Here is a 20,682-nt window from a genome sequence, read left to right as displayed (position 1 = left end):
ATTTTAAAATTTATTTTGTCAAATCAGGTGGGTATCAGGTAAATTTTAAAATTTATGAACGAGTAATTTCGGCTCTAAAATTTGAGCTAAGCAGCAAGCGAAGTCAAATTTTAGTAGTCAATTCTTGCGAGTGAATGAAAGTTTTAAAATTTGCTGAGAATATATACTTTTTTACTAAAATTCAAAAACAAATTTTGCAAAAAAGCTTAGGTTTAGAAATTTATCTCAATTATCTTTTGTAAATTTTTGATATTTTCTTTGATGTTACCATCTTTGTAGATCGCTGAGATGATAGCGATAAGATCGGGTTTTATGTGAGAGAGTGAGCCGATATTTGTCTCATTTATGCCACCTATCACGCAAACTGGTAGGTTTAAAATTTGCTTTGCTTCTCTAACCACTTCAAGGTCGCATTTTGGGGCATTTGGCTTTGTAAGGCTTGCGAAAACTGAGCCAAAAGCGATGTAGCTAGCCCCATTTTTAGCGGCATTTATGGCTAAGCTTATATCGCCATAGCAACTAACGCCAACATATGCGTCTTTGCCCAAAATCTCAAACGCCTCTTTTATACCCTCGTCCTCTTTGCCTAGATGAACGGCCTTTGCGCCTATCTTTTTAGCAAATTTGACATCGTCATTTACGATAAATTTCGCCCCAAATTTCTCACATAAATTTAAAATTTCACTTGCAAGCCTTTCGTTTTTGACCGCTTTTTTTGACCTAAACTGAAAAAATTTTACCCCGCATTCTAAAATTTCTCTAGTGTACTCCAAAGCCAAATTTTCAGGCATTAAAATATCATCGCTAATAGCGTAAATTTCAGCCATTAAGCCCTGCTTTATGGTCTATAAGTCTTGCGCCAAATTTACTTTTATGAGTATTTTTTATCCCATTTGCCACAAATTTTTTAGCCATTTTTATGGCGCTTATTAGATCGTTTTGTTGCGCTAAAATGGCCGCTAGCGAGCTTGAGAAGCTACAACCAGCGCCGTGCATCACCCTAGGCTCAAAAAGCTCCTCGCTAAATTTCATCACTTCACCACCTTTTAGATAGAGCGTATCCTCGCAAATTTCATCAACTCTCGTTCGCTTTAGTACCATATCGCAAGGCAAATTTGCAAAGTCAATCCCCAAAATCCTAGCCTCATCTACATTTGGCGTGGCGACACTTGCGAGCTTTAAAAGCTCTTTTAGTGCTTCGATCGCTGCGTATTCAAGCAGTTTTGCACCTGATTTTGCCACGCAAACTGGGTCTATGACAACTGGCACATTTTTAGCTCTAAATTCTTTCAAAAACGTGCTTACAACGGCTATTATCTCCTCGTTAAAGAGCATGCCAACCTTCACAGCGTCTATATCAAGCTCAGCTAGCACCATCTCAAACTGAGCTTTCACCATCTTTGCTGGCATCGCAAGTACGCTACTAACGCCATTTGTATTTTGCGCTGTCACGGCTGTGATGACGCTTGCGCTAAAACAACCAAACGCTTCGCAGCTTTTTATATCCGCCTGAACGCCTGCACCGCCGACGCTGTCGCTTCCCGCAACTATCAAAACATTTTTCTTACTCACCCACACACCCACTTATCTCTTTTACGTCAAAAGGGTCTTTGACCTGCCACGAAAGTGCGTATTTCTCGATACTTTTCTTTATCGCACTCACCAAATAATCAATATCCTCAAAGGTATGCGTATAGTGCAGGCTAACTCTCACCCAGCCTGGCTTGTGGGTGAAATTTGGATCCTCTTTTAGCCCCAAAAGATCATGTCCGTATGAGCCTGCGCACGAACAGCCGGCGCGTGTTTGTATGCCATACTCTTTGCTTAAAATTTTTGAAAGCTCGTATGGGGCTACGTTTTTTACATTAAATGAAAAAATGGCAAGGCGCTTTAAATTTGGCGGGCAGTAGCTTATAAGCTCTGGGATTTCTCTTAGCCTTTGGCAAAGATAGTCGCTAAGCTCGCTCTCGTTTTCATAAATGGTAGCAAGCCCTATCTCTTCTCTTAGTCTGTAGGCTAAATTTGCACGTATAAGCCCCAAAATAGGCGGTGTGCCAGCCTCCTCAAGTGCCTCTTGATCCTTTAAAAATATATGGTAGTTTTTGCTCACGTAGCTTACCGTGCCACCGCCTGCAAAGCTTGGCACATCGTCATTTGCTAGCACTTTTTTGATGGCCAGTAGCCCACAACTGCCAACTCCTCCAAGAAGCTTATGCGGCGAGATAAAGAGAGCGTCAAAATAGTCGCAGTCTAAATTTGCATAGGCACTAAGGCTCGCCACGTCAAATGCCACGATACCGCCAAATTTCTTAACCATCGTGTAAATTTGCTTGTAGTCGCTTATGACGCCTGTGACGTTTGAGGCTGCGCTAAAGCTAGCGATGATCTCACGCCCTTGGTTTATCTTTAAAATTTGCTCCAAGTGACCAAAATTTATGCCGCCATCTTTTGCGAGCCTTATACGCTCAACCTCGCAAAGCGCCTCTTTAAAGCTCACCTCATTTGAGTGGTGCTCGTATGGTCCAAGAATGACTAGCGGCGAGTCGTTGTTTGGCTTTAGATCAAACCTTCTTTTAGCAGCTGGAGGCACGTAAAGCCCCAAAAGCTCCTGAAATTTCTTGATCGCACCAGTGGCGCCATATCCAGTGGCTATGAGATAAAATCTATCATCAAGCCCAAGCGCGCGCTTTAGCTCGCTTCTAGCGTTATCATATAAAAGCTGCGTTTTATAGGCGTTTGAGGATGTTAGCGAGTGGGTGTTAGCGTAGGTTTTTAAGATATCAGCGACTTCGTCCTCGATAGGCTTATACGCAAGTCCTGAGGCGGTGTAGTCGAAATAATGTATCCCTTTTTTTAAAATAATATCTCTTCTAATGTGCTCTAAATTTACCAACTTTAGCCTTTTAGTTTTTGCGTGATTATAATTAAAATTTTCTAAAAATATGCTACAATCCGCCACACAAAGGATACGAAATTTTAGCCATAAAATCGACATTTGAGCGGATGAAGCACCTTGGTATTGCTGAAGTTATAAAATTTCATCTTGTTTTTGATGACTTTTTATTAAAGGGCTCATACTACGATGTTTTTGAGGCGATTAGGGCTGAAATTTTAGATGATTATAAAAATTTGATGGCTAGGTTTTACTTTGACGAGGACAGCGACGAGGCCATCAAAATGGCTCTCATTAAGCTTGCTAGAAGCGATAGGAAGAAATTTAGCGTAAATAAAATTTTGCCCCAAAGCATGACAAATAGGGTCTATGCAAAACTTTTTAGTAAGGATTTTTTAGTGCTTGAAAAGAGCCAAGAAAAGCCACGAGTAAAAAACAAGCGTCAAATTTTAAAAAAGAGCGAGCGAGCTTATAAGATAGAGGATAAAATTCACTTTAACAGCCATTTTTCAAGATTTTGGTTTAGATTTATCGAGCCAAATTTAAACCTTTTAAAAGAGGGTAAGAGTGAAGAAATTTTAGAGCTTATAAGAAGAGAATTTGACGAGTACGCGAGCCTTGGCTTTGAGCTTTTAAGCGGCGAGCTAATGGCTAAAAAGCTCGGATTTAACGGCATTTTGTTAAGTTCATTTTGGAGCAAAAACATTGAGCTAGACATGCTTTTTAGCATAAATGGCAAGATAATCGTTGGCGAAGCAAAGTATAAAGAGCGAAAAATTTGCAAAAATGTCTTAAATTTAGTCCTTCACAAGTGCGAAAGGCTAGGCATAAAGCCTGATATCGTGGCGCTTTTTTCAAAAAGTGGCTTTAGCAACGAGCTTTTGGGCTTAAAAGATGAGCGGCTTAGGCTTTATGAGATAAAAGATTATGAGGAGTTGCTGTGAGTGATATCGATATACAAAATGGCCTAAAAAGCCTGATAGAGCAGACCTATCTGATAGAGCGTGAGTATAAAAATTTGACCGCTTCTTATATGAGCTTGCAAGGTTTTATAAAAGATATCGTGGAAATTTTGCCAAATGCCATTTGGGTGCTTGATGAAAATGATGAAATTTTCTTGCAAAACTCAGAGGCGCAAAAGCTTGGCAAGGCGCTAAATTTCGTCCCAAAAGATGAGGGCGAGCTAAACTTTGGCTCACAAATTTATCTAGTAAAAAAGGTGGTTAAAGATGATAAAAAGATCATCTCAGCTACCGACATAACGCAGGAAAAACGCACCGAGCGCCTAGCCTCGATGGGTCAAGTAGCAGCGCACCTAGCTCACGAGATAAGAAACCCCATAGGCTCTATCTCGCTTTTAAATTCCACCCTTTTAAAAAGGGCTGAGCCAAAAATTTTGCCTATCGTCGAGCAGATACAAAAGGGGATCTGGCGAGTTGAGCGCATCATCAAAGCCACACTTCTTTTTACAAAAGGGCTTAGTATCACGCCAAAGGAATTTAACTTTTTAGATATCAAAAGCGAGTGCGAAGAGGCGCTTAAATTTTATGAGTATTCAAAAGAGATAAGTTTTGAGCTAAATTTCCCTGACGCCCTTTATAGTGGCGACTTTGACCTCATCGCGATGGTCTTTCAAAACATTTTATTTAACGCCATAGACGCCATCGAAGAGGACGAAAACGACGAAGGCGTGGTGAGACTAAGCTACGAAAAGACGCCAAATGAACATAAATTTATAGTCTATGACAGCGGAGTTTCTATAAAAAATGAAAACATCGTCTTTGAACCATTTAAGACGAGCAAACTAAAGGGCAATGGCCTAGGACTACACCTTTGTCTGCAGATAATAGAGGCGCACAAGGGCAGCATAGAGATAACCCTTGAGCCAAAGACATTTTGTATAAATTTACCTATAAAGGAGAAGTGATGAGTGAAATTTTAGATGAGCTAAATGCGTGGCAAAATGGCCTAAAAGCGCTTAAATTTAGTGAAATTTTTAAAAATGGCAGCGAAAAAGTGGTCTTTATAAGCGTTGATATGATAAATGGCTTTTGTTGTGAAGGCGCACTAGCTAGCAAGCGTGTAGGTGAGCTCTCAAAGGGCATAGCAGAGACTTTTAAGCTAGCAAGGGATAAATTTGACCTTAAAAATTTCATCCTCATTCAAGATGCTCATGAGCCAAATTCAGCTGAGTTTGCGAGCTTCCCAGCTCATGCTTTAAAAGGGCAAAATGAAGCACAGGCAGTTGATGAGCTAAGAAATTTAGACTTTTTTAATGAGATGAAAATTTTTTATAAAAACTCACTTAGCATCGCTTATTCGCAGGAGTTTAATAAATTTATAAGTAAATTTGACAGCTTTGTCATTATGGGCGACTGCACCGATATGTGCATCTATCAGCTTGTTTCTCACCTAAGGCTTAGCGCAAATGAGCAAAATTTAAAAAGAGAGATCATTGTGCCTGCAAATTTAGTCCAAACCTACGACGCCCCAGGGCATAGTGGGGATTTTTATCAAAATGTATTTTTACACCACATGCAAATGGCACTAAATGCACGTGTGGTAAAAGAGCTAGAAATTTAGCCATATATTTATATTAAAAACAATTATCAAGTTATAAAATTTAGCGCTTATCTATCGTATTTATATAATTAATAACGCAGATTTGCGCTAATTTTCAGATCTATTTTCTTTAAATTTCTCTTCTTATAAAATATTTTTAGATTACATTTTTACAATATATTTGACATTAACTATCAATATAGTTATAATCACGCTCAAATTTTAAAAATAAGAGGCATTATGGAACTTTTAAAACACAACATTGACTATATAATCATCAGTATTTTGGGCGTTATGAGCTTTTTTGTGCTTTGGTATACGATAGAGCGTATCATTTTTTACTCACGCGTCGATATAAATAGCTACAAAAACATCGAAGAGCTCGATGAGGCGCTGACAAAAAATTTAACCACACTTTACATCATCTACTCAAACGCCCCATATATCGGACTTCTTGGCACGGTTGCTGGCATCATGATCACATTTTATGACATGGGTATGGCTGGCGGCATTGATACAAAAAGTATCATGATCGGTCTTTCTTTAGCGCTAAAAGCGACGGCATTTGGCCTACTTGTGGCGATCCCGACGCTTATGATCTACAATGGCTTTGTTAGAAAAGTCGATGTCATGATAAATAGATACAAGGCCGAAAATGCGTCTAAATAAAAAAGATGGGCTAAATATCGTCCCATTTATCGATATCATGCTCGTTTTGCTAGCCATCGTGCTAAGCATCTCGACCTTTATCGCCCAGGGCAAGATCGCAGTCGATCTACCAAGCGCCAAAAGCGCACAGCAGGATAAAGAAGATGAGAAAAAAGTGAGTGTCGTTATCGATAAAGATAATAAATTTTTCATAGATGATGTGGAAATTTCAGAAGATGAGCTAAAAGATAAGCTAAATGCTGTGGATATAAAAACCTTAATCGAGCTAAAAAGCGACAAAAATGCTAAATTTGACAGCTTTGTCAAAGTAATTGATATCTTAAAAGAAAAAGGTCACGAAAACTTTGCAATCCAAACAATCTCTGAGTAAAATTTCAAACTATAGTGGCCTAGCGGTATCAGCAATAGTGCACGTGGCAGCGGCTTATTTCTTGCTTTCACATAATTTTAGTGAGATAAAGATAGGCGAGCAAAAACCTATAAAAATAGCTCTAAATTCTTTTACTCCGGTGCCGCAAACTACGGCTCCGCAGATAAGCGAACAAGTAATGATCCCAGAGCCAACACCCCCAGCTCCACCACCGCCGCCAGAGCCGCCAAAACCAGAGCCCAAGCCTGAGCCAAAGATCGAGCCAAAGCCACTACCAAAACCAGAACCTAAAAAGATAGAAAAACCTAAACCTGAGCCAAAAAAGATGGAGAAAAAGCCACTGCCAAAGCCTGAGCCTCGCCCTGAACCTAAAATCGAGCCAAAGGTGGAGCCAAAACCTGCTATCACTGCACCATCTCCTGCCGCGACACCAGCACCTGCTGTAAATACAAATTTACCAGCAAATAACAAGTCTATCGCCGCAGCACCAGCTCAAAAAGTAGCGCAAGAGCTAAATTTAGCAAATGCGCAAAGCGACGAGGACTTTAGCAAGGTCATAGCAGCTGTGAAAAAGCATAAAAGCTACCCAAATAACGCTAGAAGGATGAAGCATCAAGGCGTTGTTGAAGTTAGATTTTTGCTTAAAACAGACGGCAGCATAGATGAGCTAAAGGTTACTAAAAGTTCAGGCTTTGAGTCGCTTGACAATGGTGCTTTAGAAAATGTCAAAAAAGCAAGCTCTGAGTTTCCAAAGCCAAAAGAAGCTCGCTATCTCCGCTTTCCTATAGCATTTACATTAAGATAAATTTTAAGCTCATTTGAGCTTAAAATTTCTTAGATCAAGTGTTTAGATCAGGATAGTCCCAAGTGTTAAATTCAGTGCTCAAGTCGTCATTTTCTTGCCCTTTGCAGCATAGCCACTCAAGCCCTGCGCGCCTCTCCATAACGACCTCTTCGTCAAGTCCAGCCACCTTTTTGCCATTTACCCTTGCATCTACGCAGGCCCAGTGGTAGCGATAAACTAGGTCAAGTTTGCTTAAAATTGCATCCATGCTGCGAAGCTTTGAACGGCTTTTTAGCCCGCCCTCTCTAAAGACATTCATCACAAACTCGCAGTCACAAATTTTATCCATCTGGCCGATATCTTCAGCGATGCCAAGCGCCCAAAGAAGTACCCAAAGCGACTCATATTTCCAGCCCATATTCACAGCCGTATCCATATCAGCTCTGTCCTCAATGACCTCTTTTTCTTTTACGCTTAGTTCGTCGTAAGCTTCACCTAAAAAGCTCTTTGCCCACGCCATATTTTCTTCGCCCAAAGAGCCTTCATCACGGATCGTGCAAGCACACATTATCGCTGTAAATGAGCAAACTGCGCGCTTTATTATCTCATCGATATCTCTTGGTGTAACCTCGCTGTTTTCATAGCGAAGCGGCAAGCTCTCAAGCACTGCCACACCCTCTTGCTTTAAAATTTTTATGTTCTCATCTTTTCTTTGTTGCGCTGTTTTTGGCATATCCACACCTCTTTTAAAAATATCAAATACTCCCATTTTCTACCCAAAAAACTCGGCGTTAAATTTCTCTTCGTTGAAATTTTTGCCCAAAAATTTGCAAATTTCCTCCATATCGGCCCTCGCCGTCTCAAAACAGCTAGTAGCCCCCGGGCTTGGTGTCATGTTAAAGCTTATGCCCTCGCCTGTGCTGATCTTGCCCTCGCCAAGCTCTAGCCTTTTTTTATTGCGGTCGATCACTTGTGGCCTTACGCCACCAAAATTTACAGCGTAGCTTAGGTCGTTTTCGCTTAGGCTTGGCACGATCTTTCTGGCGTCTTTAACAAATTCTTTTTTGTTGATAAATGGCACTTCAAATAAGAAATTTCTTAGTATATATGACCTGATGTCTTCGTCTTTTAGTAAATTTGTAAAGACTTCAAGGACGTTTTTGTCAAATTTTAAGCACTTTAAAAAGTCAAAAAAGCTAGAACAGCCGTGAAATCTCTCAAGCTTTGGTATGACAAGAGCTGTTGGGCCAAAGCGAGTGTTGTCATTAGCTAGGATGTCTGGGTCGCCGTGAAGTGCGGCAAATGGCAGCTTGTCGTTTTGCACCATATAGACTTTGCCGTTTAGCAGGCGCTTATTAGCAAAGTAAAAGCTTCCAGCAACTGGCAGCGTGCTAAGATGTAGCCCATAGCCCATCTTGTGAGCTAAAAATAGCGAGTGCGCTCCAGCATCGACTACGACGTAGTTTGCTGTGATCACTTCGCCGTCATTTATCTTGATGTGAAAGGTATCGCCCACCTTTTTCATATCAGTCACTTCTGAGCTTAGGCTGATCTCATAGCCATCTGCGCCTAAATTTAGCGCATTTTGCACGAGCGAATTTGCCACGCCACCAAAGTCCATCGTCGTGTACTGCCCATTTTGCGCACCTATTGCGATGATGTTTTCTGGGCGCTCATTGCCATTTGCGTCAAAAACGACATTTGGCTCGATCTGCTTTAACTTCTCTTTGTCATAAATTTCAAGATAAGGAAATAGCTCCTTAAAGCTCTCATATCGCTCCTTGATGCGCTCTACTTCGGCATCTCCGATGGCTAGCGTCATCTTTTGATGAGCGAACATATATTTACCATCTAAGTTGTATTTTAGAGCGTATTTTACCGGCATGTTTGCCACTTGTGAGACCTTTTTTGCCTTTTCTAGCGTGTAGTTTGTCTCGATATCGCCGCAGTGGATGGTCTGTGAGTTGCCCTTGCCGCTTGAATTTAGCGTCGCTACGCCGTCATATTTTTCTAAAAGCGCGACCTTTTTTATATCACTAAATGCAGCCAACTCGTAAAAGAGTGCCGTCCCGCTAATACCCGCTCCAACAATTGCCACTTCAAAGTGCTTTTGCCTCATTTTCTCCCCTGAAAGTTTAGTCGCACAAATGATACTATATTAAATTTAAATCAAACAGCAAAAAGCGAGGCGTGAAAAACAGGCTGTGTAAAAGTGAAATTTGGCAAGGCTATTACCTTGCCATAAAATCTTAGTATGCCCTTTTATAGGCGTTTTCTATTTTGTCATTTTCGCCAAATTCTTTCATGGAGTTAAAAGCAAAATATGGGTTGCGTAGTAGCTCCCTGCCAAGCGCCACGCCGTCGCAAACATCGCCAAGCAGCAACGCCTCGCACTCGCTTGCCTTTGTGATAAGGCCCACTGCAAGGACTGGAATTTTAACTGCGTTTTTCACCGCTTTTGCGTAGCCAGCCTGATAAAGAGGTGTAAATTTAGGTGCGCTATCAACTTTTGCATAGACACCGCCAGCTGAGACGTGGATGAAGTCAGCTCCATTTTTCTCTAGCTCGCGTGCTAGCTTTACGCTCTCCTCTACGTCCCAGTCGCCCTTAAGCCAGCTACTTGCACTTATCCTAACACCAACAGTGATATTAGCGCCAGCCTTGATCTCTCTTAAAATTTCAAGCAGCAGCCTTATGCGGTTTTCAAAAGTGCCGCCGTATTCGTCATTTCGCTTATTTGTGCCAGCACATAAAAATTGATTTATCAAATATCCATGCGCTGCGTGTATCTCCACAGCCTCGTATCCTGCGCTCTTTGCACGCACTGCCGCCTCCACAAAGCTTTGCTTGACGATTGTGATATCCGCAGCGCTCATCTCTTTTGGCGTGGCGTATTCATCACTAAATTTTATCTCACTTGGCGCAATGATGTCTTCACACGTGCCCTTTCTGCCAGCGTGAGCAAGCTGGACGGCCATTTTGGCGCCGTATTTAGCGCAGCCTTTTACTAGCTCTGCGTGAGCCTCGATCTGCTCGTCATTCCAAAGGCCAAGGTCTTTTTTGGTGATCCTGCCACGCGCCTCAACAGCCGTCGCCTCAACGATGATCATGCCAACACCGCCGATCGCCCTTGTAGCGTAGTGGAGCTTGTGAAAACACCTTGGACGGCCATCCTCTTTTTTGACCTCATACATGCACATCGGAGCCATGATAATGCGGTTTTTGATCTCGATACTGCCTATCTTAAGCGGCGTAAAAAGCTTATTTTGCATGAAATTTCCTTTAAATTTTTTGGTTATTTTAGGATATTTGTTTAAATTCTTGGATTTATAAAGATTTGCGTTTTATGATCTTAAAAGAGTTTAGTAAATTTTAAAAATTGCAAATTTGTTTTGTCAAATCGAATGAGTGTCAAGTAAATTTTAAAATTTCATGAACGAGCAATTTCGGCTCTAAAATTTGAGCTAAGCTACAAGCGAAGCCAAATTTTAGTAGTCAATTCTTGCGAGTAAATGGAATTTTAAAATTTGTCAAAACTACTAAAATTTATCTATTTCTCCCCCTTAAACAAAGAAACAAAATACTGATCGATATTAACGCCGTCTTTTTTCATATCTTTTAGCCTTGCCCTTATGTCAGCGTCTTGCCAAAGAAGTGGTGGTAGCGCAACCATAACCTTATCAAGGCTAAAATTTCTCACATCTTCGCGCCAGCCATCCCAGCGGTAAAGCTCGTAAAATTTAGATATATCCCCACTTAGCGCCCAGTATAAAAACTTCGAGTAGCCAAGCTGCGTATCTTCCCATTTGCCGCTGTCTGGTGCGTAGTAAAAGACGTTGCCAGCTTTGCCACCAAATGCGCCGCCATTTACTGCGAAAAATCCACCCAAAACATCGTCTGCCACGAGCAAATAGCCAGGCATCTGCCCTGCTTGGCTAAAGCTTTTGCCAAAGTTGAAGCTGTAAATTCCGCGCTTCATTTGCTCGCACCCTGAGCCAAGAAGACGCAGCCAACCGCCATCTATCACGATACCGCCGCACCCATAAACAAGTGCTCCCATCGGTGAGCGAGTAGTTACCTGAAGTCCTAAAAGCTCGCTTTGCGCCCTACTCTCATCGCGAGGCAAAATTTCATAGTCGTTTTTGGCCTCTTTTAGCCACTCTTCTATTAGCGCCCAGCCTGGCTCATTTACGTCTATAAGCTCGTCTAAAGCTCTCATTTTCTGTCCTTTCGATAAATTTGGTGAAATTTAAAAGAAGAATTTGGCGAGTCGCCCCGCCAAATTTATATAGATAGGTTATTTTGCGTCCCAAGCTAGGATAGTGTTGCCCTCGGCGTCGGTAGCCACGTCGCCCATGCCCATGATGTTGTAGCCGCAGTCTACGTAGTGAACCTCGCCCGTTACGCCGCTAGCTAGGTCGCTAAGCAGGTACATAGCGCTGTTGCCGACGTCTTCAGTGGTGACGTTGCGTTTTAGCGGGCTATTTACTTCGTTGTAGCGCAAGATCATCCTAAAGTCGCCTATTCCGCTTGCGGCAAGCGTTTTGATAGGGCCTGCACTGATCGCATTTACGCGGATATTTTTAGCGCCAAGGTCGTGTGCTAGGTAGCGAACTGAGCTCTCAAGTGCCGCTTTTGCAACGCCCATGACGTTGTAGTGTGGCACAAATTTTGGTCCACCAAGATATGTAAGAGTTAGCACCGAGCCGCCCTCTTTTAGCACCGGCAATACCGCGCGAGTAAGGCTTAACAGCGAATAAACACTAGTACCCATCGCTATGTCAAAGGCTTCTTTTGTAGTATTTACAAACTCGCCCTCAAGCGCCTCTTTTGGTGCGTAAGCCACTGCATGCACGACAAAATCGATCTCGCCAAGGTCCTTTTTGATTTGGCTAGCGAGCCCATCTAAATGTGCTTGGTTATTTACGTCAAGCTCGTAGACAAATTTGCTGCCAAACTCCTCAGCGATCGGCTCAACGCGCTTTTTAAGAGCGTCATTTAGGTATGTAAATGCCATCTGCGCACCTTGATCGTGACAAGCTTTTGCGATGCCGTAAGCTATTGACTTGGCGTTGGCAACACCGACGATAAGACCTTTTTTACCCTTTAAAATCATTATTTCTCCTTTAAAATTTTGCAATTCAAATTTTAAACCAAATTTAATAGCGGCAGTATCACGCAACTCCAGATGTTTAAATTTGCGTTTCGAAATTTAAATAAACCAACAAGCGGATATATCGCTAGGTAAATTTAAATGTTTCGCAGCAAATTTCATCCCAAGACTAGGCAGGTAGCCTGTCGCAGGGTGAAATTTGCAAGATCGTTTAAATTTATCAGCGAGATGCCGCGTGAATAAGCCCTAGAAAATTATTCGCATCCCAGCTGGCTGTGCCTACCAAAACCCCATCGCAGCTCTTTATACCTGCGATATCAGCGATATTTGCTGCATTGACGCTTCCGCCGTAAAGTAGCGGCACGTTTGCCTTTGTCTTTAAAAAACTTAGCACCTCATCTATCTGCTCTATGCTCGCACTCTTGCCAGTTCCTATCGCCCATATCGGCTCATAGGCGATGACTAAATTTTTATAGCCAAGGTCTATATTTTCAAGCTGGCGGCTTAGAAATTCTTTGGTCGCTCCGCTCTCGTTTGTGCTTAAATTTTCACCGATGCAGTAGATGACATTCCAGCCATTTTTTGCAGCAAAGTCAAATTTCGCTCGCAAAAACTCCTCGCTCTCTTTTAAAATTTCACGCCTCTCAGAGTGGCCGATTAGCACGTCTTTGATATCAAATTCATCAAGCATTACCTTGCCGATCTCGCCAGTAAATGCCCCACTCTCGCAAGGGTAGAAATTCTGCGCCCCAAGCCTAAAAAGATGCCTTTTTTCATCAAAGGCACTAGCTGGTGCAAATACGCTCACGTCGTCATTTGCGCTTAAATTTGCGTCTAAAATTTTCGCGTACTCTCTAAAGCTCTCTCTTGTGTGGTTGCACTTTAAATTCGCTAGAAATTTCAAGACCTACTCCTCTTTTCTAAGCGGCTTTATGCCAGGCAGCTCTTTGCCTTCTATGAGCTCCAAGCTCGCACCGCCACCAGTTGAGATAAATGTCATTTCATCAGCATCTCCCGCGCGCTCGACCACGTCAGCCGTATCGCCACCGCCAACGACGGTTGTCGCGTGAGTATCGATGATAGCGTGGCTCATTTTGATACTACCTTTGCTAAATTTATCCATCTCAAAAACACCCATAGGTCCGTTCCACCAGATGGTTTGTGCATCGGCGATGACCTCTTTAAATAGCCTAATAGACGCTGGTCCGATGTCAAGCCCCATCCAGCCATTTGGGATCTCTTGAGCTGGGACGTATTTTACGGCGCTTTCAGCTGAAAATGTCTGAGCAGCGACGACATCCACTGGTAGGTAAATTTTCACTCCCAGCTCTTTGCCTTTTTGTAAAATTTGCCTTGCATCTTCGATGAGTTCTTCTTCAAGGAGCGAATTTCCGATGTTTTCGCCAAGTGATTTTAAAAATGTAAATGCCATGCCACCGCCAATTATGAGCTTATCGACGCGTGGCAAAAGGTTGTGCAATGCTTGAAGCTTGCCACTCACCTTTGAGCCACCAACAACTGCGACAAATGGACGTGATGGATGTTTTATCAAATTTTGAGCGAAATTTATCTCTTTTTGTAGTAAAAATCCTGCCGCCTTGTGCTTTTCATCGTAAAATTTAGTGATCGCTTCAACCGATGCGTGAGCTCTGTGGCAAACGCCAAATGCGTCGTTTATGTAAAATTCGCCAAATTCTGAAAGCTCTTTTGCCAAAGCCTCGTCATTTTTGGTTTCGCCTTTTTCAAAGCGTAAATTTTCTATCATCAAAATTTCGCCAGCTTTTAGAGCTGCAGCCTTTGTTTTAGCGTCATTTCCGATCACATCTTCAGCAAATATCACCTCTCTGTCAAGCAGCCTTGATAGCCTCTTAGCCACACCCTGAAGTGAAAATTTCTCTTCATAGCCATTTTTTGGACGACCAAGGTGACTAGCCAAAACCACGCTGCAGCCATTATCTAGGCAGTAGCGGATAGTTGGTATCGCTGAGCGGATCCTACGGTCATCAGTGATGTTTAAAAACTCGTCCATAGGTACGTTAAAATCGCACCTTATAAAGACTTTTGCGCCGTTAAGTTCAAGGTCGTTGATCGATAAAATATCACTCATTTTTCACCCTTTAAATTTACTTTGTAACCACGATCTTAGCAAGATCTACAAGCCTTGTTGAGTAGCCCCACTCATTGTCGTACCACGCAAAGACCTTCACCATATCATCAGCGATAACCTGCGTAGTGTCGCTCGCTACAATGCTGCTAAAGGTGCTCGTGCAAAAGTCGCTGCTAACTCTGTAGTCGTCATCGACAAATAAAATTCCCTTTAAATTTGACTCCGCAGCCGCTCTAAATGCCTCGTTTATCTCCTCTTTGCTAGCCGGTCTTTTTAAAACCGCCGTTAGATCGACCATAGAGACGTTTGCCACTGGCACGCGCACTGCTTGGCCGTGTAGTTTGCCACTTAGCTCGGGGAGCACTTTAGCGATAGCTTTGGCGGCTCCTGTGGTCGTAGGTCCGATATTTAGCGCTGCAGCGCGTGAGCGGCGGAAGTCTTTAGCCTTTACATCTACTAAGCTCTGACCGTTTGTATAGGCGTGGATAGTGGTCATCAGCCCTTTTACGATGCCAAATTTATCGTTTAGCACCTTTGCTACTGGAGCTAGGCCGTTTGTAGTGCAGCTTGCGTTTGAGACGATCACTTCGCCTGCGTATTTATCGTCATTTACGCCAACTACAAATGTGGCAGTGTCGTCTTTTGCTGGAGCGCTCATGACGACTTTTTTGACGCCGCGAGCAAGATATGGCTCACACTTTTCAGTGGTTAAAAACTTGCCAGTGCACTCTAAAACCACGTCTGCGCCGTAGTCTGCGTAGCTAAGCTCGTTTAGATCCCTTGTTGAAAAAACTCTTATCTTTTTGCCATTTACTTCTATAAAATCGTCGCTTATCACCTTAACGTCTTGCTTAAATTCGCCATGCACGCTGTCGTATTTGAGCAAGTACCTCGTCATATCCCTTGTTGCGGTGTCGTTAATAGCGACAAGCTCAACATCGTCTCGCTCTAAAACAATACGAGCAGCACACCTACCGATACGCCCAAAGCCGTTTATTGCTATTTTAACTGACATCTTAGCTCCTTTTGATATAATTACGCCTAATTCTACAAAAAAGAATTTTAAAACAAATATAAACAAGGCACTTTAATAGATGAAGTTAGCACTTTTTGGCGGGAGCTTTGATCCGGTTCATTTAGGACACGACAGCATTGTGAAAATGGCACTAAGTGGCCTTGATATCGACAAGCTCATCATCATGCCAACTTTTATAAGTCCCTTTAAGAGCGAATTTTCAGCTCCACCAGAGCTTCGCCTAAAATGGATAAGAGAAATTTGGGGCAGTCTAGAGAAGGTCGAGATCTCAGACTATGAGATAAATTTAGCTCGCCCAGTGCCTACCATAGAGACGGTTAAGTATTTGTATGAGAAATTCAAGATAGAGAAATTTTATCTCATAATAGGCGCGGACCACCTAGCCACGCTTGATAAGTGGCATGGTTACGAGGAGCTAAAAAATTTAGTGCAGTTTGTGATCGCCAAGCGCAATCACATAGAAATTCCACGTAATTTACAAAAAATGGACGTGCACGTGGATGTTAGCTCGTCACAGATCAGGCACCAAAAGGGGCTTGACGAGCTGCCTAGCGAGATAAAAGATGAGATTATAAATTTTTACCAAGGATTAAAGATGCAGGAAAGATCGATGCAAGAGCGCACCGAAAGTATAGTTAAGGTTTTAGACGCAAAAAAAGCTGAAGAGATACAAGTGTTTGATATGAGCGGGGATGATTATTTCGTAAAGGCCGTAGTTATCGCTACTACGCTTGGCGAGAGGCACGCTTACTCGCTGGCTGAGGATCTAAAAGAGGAGCTTAAGCCTCTTGGAGAGAAATTTATAGGTACGGAGAGCTCGCCTGATTGGATCGTGATGGACCTTGGCGACATCTTGATACACCTTTTAAGCCCAGCTTACAGAGCAAAATACAACATCGAAGAGTTTTTGCAAAAACTAAAAACTAGCAAAGAGTCTTAACAAAGACGAGCGATGAGCAAATAAGCCATAAAAATATCAAAAATGCTAACAAAAATGGCTTTTTGCCCGTCGCTTTAAATATACTCCTATCTATCCCAAATCCCAAAGCACACATCGCGACGCAAAGGCAGATGCTAGCGGCTAGCTTTAAAATTTGCACCAAATTTTCAGGGAAAAATGGCAAAGATCTAACGCAGATCGCCACTAGGAAAAATAGCGCGAACCATGGTATGCTCTTTAGCTTTGAGCCGTCACTATTTTGGCTTAAATTTAAGAAATTTAGCAAAAACAAAAATGGCACTAGCATGATGACACGAAGCATTTTTATGATGACAGCAGCGCTGCTTGTTGCGCTGTCAAATGCTGCTGAGGCTGCGACAACGTGAGCTACCTCGTGAAGTGAGCCGCCGATAAAAAAGCCAGTTTGCTGAGGCGTGAGAGCTAGAAATTTAGCGATAAATGGATAGATAAACATGCCAATCGTCCCAAAGAGCACCACCGTGCAAATAGCGATAGCAAGCTTGTTTGCGTCTGCTTTTATCTCATTTTGAGTAGCCATAACAGCAGCTGCGCCGCATATACTTGCCCCTGAGCCAATGAGCACGGCACTATCCTTGCTAAGCCCCAAGGCTTTGGCTACAAAAAGTGCAAAGCAAAAGGTCGCAAATACCATAAAAGCTGCGTATATCACGCCTAGAGTGCCGACACTTGCGATCTCGCTAAGGCTTATGTTAAAGCCAAAAAGTATGATGCCTAGCCTTAAAATTTGCTTCCCAGCGATCGCCACGACGCCACTACTTTTTAAAATTTGAGTTTGTTTTGTGAAAAGATTTGCAAAAATGGCGCCTAAAATGATAGAGATGATGAGCGGGCTGGTGTGAAATTTAGCCAAAACCGTGTTTGAGAGCGCAAAAGAAACGCCGCAAATCAGCGCCAAAACAAGCACAGCAAGAAATTTATGAGACATATTTTAACCTTAACTCTTTTTTTAAAAATGCAATTAGCACGTTTGGGTATAATTAGACGAATTTTATAATGCAAATTTAAAATAAAGATAAAGGGATAGGCCCATGATCATCCTTGGCGAAAAATATACTTTCACCAAACTCGAGTTAGAGAAGCTTAGGAAGAAATTTGGCCAGGTGAATTTTTTATCCCATGAAAATAGCGATGCTAAAGCCCTGCGAGGTGCGTTAGAAAATCTCATAAAATCAGGCGATCAAAGGCTAATAGTGCTAAATACCGAAAAGCCTGTTGATAGCAAGCTGGTGAGATTTCTCACGCTTTTGCAGTTTAAGACTAAGTATAAAAAGATCAAATTTCTAAATGTGGAGAGCTTTTTAGAAATTTACTTGCAAAAGTGCTACATCCCAGAAAATGGCGAAAATTTAAACTTTTTAAACGATATCAAGCCTTATAATGCCTTTGAGTACACCTTAAAACGAGTGATCGACTATGTAAGCTGCTCGCTGCTTCTTGTGATACTTTTTGTGCTTAAATTTTACGTAAAGAAAAAGATAGACGAACAGTCCCCTGGTAGCCTTTACTTCTTGCAAAACAGGGTTGGACTGGATACTAAAATATTTAAGTGCTATAAATTTAGAACGATGCATGAAAACTCAGAACACAACCCATCAAAATATAAAAATAGCTTATTTGCACATAACTTGCAAACGCATCGTTTATATTACAAATGAATCTAAGAATACCATCTTAAAGTTCGTAAAATTTTTGAGATAATTTTATGTAAAACAGTTAAAGAAAAAGCATCTTTAAAAGACATATCTCGTAAAATTCTTAGAATTTCTCTTGTATTAAGATCCTTCAAAGAAAATAAAATTTCTTTTATATCCATTATAGCCTTTGCTTCATCTAGCCTCTTTAATATATCCTTCTCACTATACATATTCTTTAATTTTTTTAATACAACTTTCACCTCTTTGATGTTATCAAGGCGTTTTGTATTAGAGATACTATTTGCATTAGAAGCCCTATAATACGCAAGTGGCTCATCTATATAGCATGCCTTTTCGTTTTTTAAAAGCCTAATAAAAAGATCATAATCTCCTGGAAAATTTAGGCTTGAATCAAACTTATCTTCAATATTATCATATGCTTTCTTGGAAATCATAACTGTTAAAATTCCGATAGAATAATTGGCTATTTGTTGTTTAAAAATATATCCCGATGGCTGAGTTTTTACAAATAATTTCTTATTCTTATTTTGACCCATAATATAAAAGTTAGTGTAGCAAAGCCCAAAATCACTATTATGCATTAATGAAATTTGTTTTTCTAACTTATCATTTTTCCACAAGTCATCACAGTCTAAAAATGCAATGAAGTCACCCTTGGCTTCTTTGACGGCATAGTTTCTAGCACCATAAAGTGGAGCAAACTTTGGAGCATAGAAATATTTTATTCTACTATCATTATATGATTTTGCAATACTTGCACTATTATCGGTTGATTGGTTATCCCAAAAAATTAATTCCCAATTTTTATATGTTTGATTTATTATACTCTCGATACTTTCTCTTAAGAATTCATCACTATTAAAACAATTCATAATCACCGAAACTAGTGGTTTATCTTGCATAAAATGTCCTTATCTTATTTACAATAAATTTTATATCGTCCATTTCCAAGTCAAAATGACACGGAAGCGTTAAAATTTCATTATATATTTTTTCGCTTCTTGGCAGTGAATAACTGGTATTAAATTTTGTTAGAATATGATTTGGCTTATAGTGAATACCTGTTTCTATGCCATTCTCTAGTAAAAAATTTCGCAATCCATCTCTATTTTTTGCCTTTATGACAAAGATATATGGAGCAACATCATCAAAATCAAATTTTAAATAATCAACTTCATCTACATCTTTAAGCAAATCCACATATAGTTTGGCAAATTCTTTCCTTTTAGCTATGAAGCCATCTATTCTAGAAAGCTGAGCTATTCCAATTGCAGCCATAATATTGCTCATGTGATATCTGAAACCTTGAAGCTTCACATCAAAATCCCAGCTTCTTTGACCTGAATACCTTTTTTCACTATCTTTTTCAACTCCAAGAAGTCTCATATCTCTAACTTTTTGTATAAATTTTAAATCGCTAGATAAAATAGCTCCACCTTCACCACAAGTAATATTTTTCACTCCATCAAAGCTAAAACAAATTATATCTCCACTGCTGCCAACTTTTTTACCATTCCTAAGACAGCCAAATCCTTGAGCAGCATCTTCGATAACCCTTAGCTCAAACTCATTTGCAATTTCATAAATACTCTCCATGCCCTTAGATGAGCTGGCATAATGCACTGGCATAATGGCTCTAGTTTTTTTAGTAATTCTTCTTTTAATATCATCTTTATCGATAAAAATCGTGTCTGGATCTATATCACAAGGAATAGGTTTTAACCCCAAAGCAGAAATAGCCTGAAAAGACGCAACATAAGTAATAGTTGGAACTAAAATTTCACCGCTTTCGTTAAAATCAAGCGCTGCAAGGGCCAAATGAAGAGCAGAGGTTCCAGTGTTTACACATACCACTTCCATATCGGTAGCTAAATACTCTTTAATAGCAATTTCAAATTGCATAACATTTTTGCCCATACCAAGATACTCTTCATCAAGTACCTTCAAAACGGCCTGTTTTTCTATATCACCAATTGAAGATTTCGAAAGTCTAATCTTTCTCATTTTTAATCCTAATCCAATACGATCCATGTTTATGCGCGCCACAAGTTATATTTTTAAAACCAACTTTCTTAAGAAGCATGATATGTTCATCAATATTTCTTAAGTATCCCCAAAACTGACCCTTATTATATAATCCAAGTAGTGATAAAACAGTTTTTACAATCTCTTTTATACTTGCAACAAATCCTTCTGCTGGCGTAATAACCTCAGCTAAATAAAATTCTTTAAATCCATATTCATAAACACTTTTTAAAAAATTAGTATACTCTTCATTATTAAAAACATAGTCTATAGTGCTACAATAACCAAATTCATATTTTTTCTCATCTTTGACACATTCCGGGAAAAAGCCTATCACGGTTTTACACCCCCCCCCATTTGTCAACCACTTAAAATTATTAGAAGGCTCTATTGCTAATATATTTTTATCGCTATTTTTAATTATAAAATTTTCAATAAAACCATTACCGCAACCTATAGACAGAATATCCTTATAATTTTTTGAAA

The 20,682-nt window shown here is 40.7% G+C and carries 23 protein-coding genes; 8 read left to right on the top strand and 15 right to left on the bottom strand.

Features of this window, described 5'->3' with window-relative positions; genetic code table 11:
* Positions 1–212: 212 nt before the first annotated feature.
* The 3 genes from thiE to FZ945_RS09305 are packed head-to-tail and all read right to left on the bottom strand — an operon-like array spanning position 213 to position 2,893.
* Entirely contained in the window at positions 213–827 is a 615-nt protein-coding gene (thiE, locus tag FZ945_RS09315; protein ID WP_148804073.1) for a thiamine phosphate synthase, read from the bottom strand.
* Positions 820–1,572 (bottom strand): bifunctional hydroxymethylpyrimidine kinase/phosphomethylpyrimidine kinase, encoded by a 753-nt coding sequence (gene thiD, locus FZ945_RS09310; RefSeq protein WP_410369050.1) that lies wholly within the window; start codon positions 1,570–1,572, stop codon positions 820–822. Before thiD ends, thiE begins: the two co-directional genes overlap by 8 nt.
* The gene (locus FZ945_RS09305; RefSeq protein ID WP_103608667.1) at positions 1,565–2,893 is read right to left on the bottom strand and encodes an aminotransferase class V-fold PLP-dependent enzyme; all 1,329 of its coding nucleotides are present in this window, start codon (positions 2,891–2,893) and stop codon (positions 1,565–1,567) included. The genes thiD and FZ945_RS09305 overlap by 8 nt, the downstream gene beginning before the upstream one ends.
* 110 nt (positions 2,894–3,003) lie before the next feature.
* Here FZ945_RS09305 and FZ945_RS09300 point away from each other — a divergent pair, with 110 nt between their 5' ends.
* The 6 genes from FZ945_RS09300 (at position 3,004) to FZ945_RS09275 (ending at position 7,299) form a co-directional block, all read left to right on the top strand.
* Entirely contained in the window at positions 3,004–3,837 is an 834-nt protein-coding gene (locus FZ945_RS09300; protein ID WP_148804071.1) for a DUF234 domain-containing protein, read from the top strand.
* Positions 3,834–4,820, top strand: a complete 987-nt coding sequence (locus FZ945_RS09295) for a sensor histidine kinase (protein WP_148804069.1) — start codon at positions 3,834–3,836, stop codon at positions 4,818–4,820. Before FZ945_RS09300 ends, FZ945_RS09295 begins: the two co-directional genes overlap by 4 nt.
* The gene (locus tag FZ945_RS09290) at positions 4,820–5,476 is read left to right on the top strand and encodes an isochorismatase family protein (protein WP_148804067.1); all 657 of its coding nucleotides are present in this window, start codon (positions 4,820–4,822) and stop codon (positions 5,474–5,476) included. The genes FZ945_RS09295 and FZ945_RS09290 overlap by 1 nt, the downstream gene beginning before the upstream one ends.
* A 219-nt stretch (positions 5,477–5,695) precedes the next feature.
* Positions 5,696–6,124 (top strand): TonB-system energizer ExbB, encoded by a 429-nt coding sequence (exbB, locus tag FZ945_RS09285; RefSeq protein ID WP_148804065.1) that lies wholly within the window; start codon positions 5,696–5,698, stop codon positions 6,122–6,124.
* Entirely contained in the window at positions 6,111–6,494 is a 384-nt protein-coding gene (gene exbD, locus FZ945_RS09280; RefSeq protein ID WP_087583736.1) for a TonB system transport protein ExbD, read from the top strand. Before exbB ends, exbD begins: the two co-directional genes overlap by 14 nt.
* Positions 6,495–6,555: 61 nt before the next feature.
* Positions 6,556–7,299: an energy transducer TonB gene (locus FZ945_RS09275; RefSeq protein WP_262367212.1), complete on the top strand. Its 744-nt coding sequence runs from the start codon at positions 6,556–6,558 to the stop codon at positions 7,297–7,299.
* Between the two features lie 34 nt (positions 7,300–7,333).
* Here FZ945_RS09275 and FZ945_RS09270 read toward each other — a convergent pair whose 3' ends face one another.
* The 8 genes from FZ945_RS09270 to gap form a co-directional block, all read right to left on the bottom strand.
* A complete protein-coding gene (locus FZ945_RS09270; RefSeq protein WP_262367211.1) occupies positions 7,334–8,047 on the bottom strand; it encodes a DUF4272 domain-containing protein in 714 nt (237 codons plus the stop codon).
* A gap of 3 nt (positions 8,048–8,050) precedes the next feature.
* Entirely contained in the window at positions 8,051–9,397 is a 1,347-nt protein-coding gene (locus tag FZ945_RS09265; RefSeq protein ID WP_148804059.1) for an FAD-dependent oxidoreductase, read from the bottom strand.
* 130 nt (positions 9,398–9,527) lie between these two features.
* On the bottom strand, positions 9,528–10,550 hold the full coding sequence (locus FZ945_RS09260) for an NADH:flavin oxidoreductase/NADH oxidase (RefSeq protein ID WP_148804057.1): 1,023 nt from the start codon (positions 10,548–10,550) through the stop codon (positions 9,528–9,530).
* Between the two features lie 278 nt (positions 10,551–10,828).
* Positions 10,829–11,497 carry a DUF2625 family protein gene (locus FZ945_RS09255; RefSeq protein ID WP_148804055.1) on the bottom strand — a complete coding sequence of 223 codons (669 nt, stop codon included), beginning with the start codon at positions 11,495–11,497 and terminating at the stop codon, positions 10,829–10,831.
* 78 nt (positions 11,498–11,575) lie between these two features.
* Entirely contained in the window at positions 11,576–12,394 is an 819-nt protein-coding gene (fabI, locus tag FZ945_RS09250) for an enoyl-ACP reductase FabI (RefSeq protein ID WP_021088025.1), read from the bottom strand.
* A gap of 217 nt (positions 12,395–12,611) precedes the next feature.
* Positions 12,612–13,295 (bottom strand): triose-phosphate isomerase, encoded by a 684-nt coding sequence (locus FZ945_RS09245; RefSeq protein ID WP_148804053.1) that lies wholly within the window; start codon positions 13,293–13,295, stop codon positions 12,612–12,614.
* Between the two features lie 3 nt (positions 13,296–13,298).
* On the bottom strand, positions 13,299–14,498 hold the full coding sequence (locus tag FZ945_RS09240; RefSeq protein ID WP_021088692.1) for a phosphoglycerate kinase: 1,200 nt from the start codon (positions 14,496–14,498) through the stop codon (positions 13,299–13,301).
* A gap of 16 nt (positions 14,499–14,514) precedes the next feature.
* Entirely contained in the window at positions 14,515–15,513 is a 999-nt protein-coding gene (gap, locus tag FZ945_RS09235; RefSeq protein ID WP_148804051.1) for a type I glyceraldehyde-3-phosphate dehydrogenase, read from the bottom strand.
* Positions 15,514–15,592: 79 nt separating this feature from the next.
* On the opposite strand from gap, the gene nadD reads away from it, so the two are divergent.
* A complete protein-coding gene (gene nadD / locus FZ945_RS09230) occupies positions 15,593–16,474 on the top strand; it encodes a nicotinate (nicotinamide) nucleotide adenylyltransferase (protein WP_148804049.1) in 882 nt (293 codons plus the stop codon).
* On the opposite strand, the gene FZ945_RS09225 is transcribed toward nadD, so the two are convergent.
* On the bottom strand, positions 16,458–17,441 hold the full coding sequence (locus tag FZ945_RS09225; RefSeq protein WP_148804047.1) for a YeiH family protein: 984 nt from the start codon (positions 17,439–17,441) through the stop codon (positions 16,458–16,460). The two genes, nadD and FZ945_RS09225, sit on opposite strands and share 17 nt — an antisense overlap.
* Positions 17,442–17,616: 175 nt before the next feature.
* Here FZ945_RS09225 and FZ945_RS09220 point away from each other — a divergent pair, with 175 nt between their 5' ends.
* The gene (locus FZ945_RS09220; protein WP_262367210.1) at positions 17,617–18,171 is read left to right on the top strand and encodes a sugar transferase; all 555 of its coding nucleotides are present in this window, start codon (positions 17,617–17,619) and stop codon (positions 18,169–18,171) included.
* 2 nt (positions 18,172–18,173) lie between these two features.
* Here FZ945_RS09220 and FZ945_RS09215 read toward each other — a convergent pair whose 3' ends face one another.
* The 3 genes from FZ945_RS09215 to FZ945_RS09205 form a co-directional block, all read right to left on the bottom strand.
* Positions 18,174–19,073, bottom strand: a complete 900-nt coding sequence (locus FZ945_RS09215; protein ID WP_148804045.1) for a glycosyltransferase family 2 protein — start codon at positions 19,071–19,073, stop codon at positions 18,174–18,176.
* Entirely contained in the window at positions 19,063–20,175 is a 1,113-nt protein-coding gene (locus FZ945_RS09210; protein ID WP_148804043.1) for a DegT/DnrJ/EryC1/StrS family aminotransferase, read from the bottom strand. Before FZ945_RS09210 ends, FZ945_RS09215 begins: the two co-directional genes overlap by 11 nt.
* On the bottom strand, positions 20,162–20,682 hold a 521-nt coding region (locus FZ945_RS09205), incomplete at its 5' end, for a hypothetical protein (protein ID WP_187424192.1). The genes FZ945_RS09210 and FZ945_RS09205, both read right to left, overlap by 14 nt.

The sequence above is a fragment of the Campylobacter concisus genome (assembly GCF_902460535.1).
GTDB classification, from domain to species: domain Bacteria; phylum Campylobacterota; class Campylobacteria; order Campylobacterales; family Campylobacteraceae; genus Campylobacter_A; species Campylobacter_A concisus_AS.
This window is presented reverse-complemented; position numbering and strand designations above follow the sequence as displayed.

Coding starts and splice junctions, on each gene's coding strand:
- FZ945_RS09260 (WP_148804057.1), bottom strand. CDS start 10,550: ATGCAAAATAAGCTTTTTACGCCGCTTAAGATAGGCAGTATCGAGATC.
- FZ945_RS09225 (WP_148804047.1), bottom strand. CDS start 17,441: ATGTCTCATAAATTTCTTGCTGTGCTTGTTTTGGCGCTGATTTGCGGC.
- FZ945_RS09240 (WP_021088692.1), bottom strand. CDS start 14,498: ATGAGTGATATTTTATCGATCAACGACCTTGAACTTAACGGCGCAAAA.
- FZ945_RS09255 (WP_148804055.1), bottom strand. CDS start 11,497: ATGAGAGCTTTAGACGAGCTTATAGACGTAAATGAGCCAGGCTGGGCG.
- FZ945_RS09210 (WP_148804043.1), bottom strand. CDS start 20,175: ATGAGAAAGATTAGACTTTCGAAATCTTCAATTGGTGATATAGAAAAA.
- gap (WP_148804051.1), bottom strand. CDS start 15,513: ATGTCAGTTAAAATAGCAATAAACGGCTTTGGGCGTATCGGTAGGTGT.
- FZ945_RS09265 (WP_148804059.1), bottom strand. CDS start 9,397: ATGAGGCAAAAGCACTTTGAAGTGGCAATTGTTGGAGCGGGTATTAGC.
- FZ945_RS09215 (WP_148804045.1), bottom strand. CDS start 19,073: ATGCAAGATAAACCACTAGTTTCGGTGATTATGAATTGTTTTAATAGT.
- FZ945_RS09300 (WP_148804071.1), top strand. CDS start 3,004: ATGAAGCACCTTGGTATTGCTGAAGTTATAAAATTTCATCTTGTTTTT.
- thiE (WP_148804073.1), bottom strand. CDS start 827: ATGGCTGAAATTTACGCTATTAGCGATGATATTTTAATGCCTGAAAAT.
- exbB (WP_148804065.1), top strand. CDS start 5,696: ATGGAACTTTTAAAACACAACATTGACTATATAATCATCAGTATTTTG.
- fabI (WP_021088025.1), bottom strand. CDS start 12,394: ATGATTTTAAAGGGTAAAAAAGGTCTTATCGTCGGTGTTGCCAACGCC.
- FZ945_RS09270 (WP_262367211.1), bottom strand. CDS start 8,047: ATGGGAGTATTTGATATTTTTAAAAGAGGTGTGGATATGCCAAAAACA.
- FZ945_RS09290 (WP_148804067.1), top strand. CDS start 4,820: ATGAGTGAAATTTTAGATGAGCTAAATGCGTGGCAAAATGGCCTAAAA.
- nadD (WP_148804049.1), top strand. CDS start 15,593: ATGAAGTTAGCACTTTTTGGCGGGAGCTTTGATCCGGTTCATTTAGGA.
- exbD (WP_087583736.1), top strand. CDS start 6,111: ATGCGTCTAAATAAAAAAGATGGGCTAAATATCGTCCCATTTATCGAT.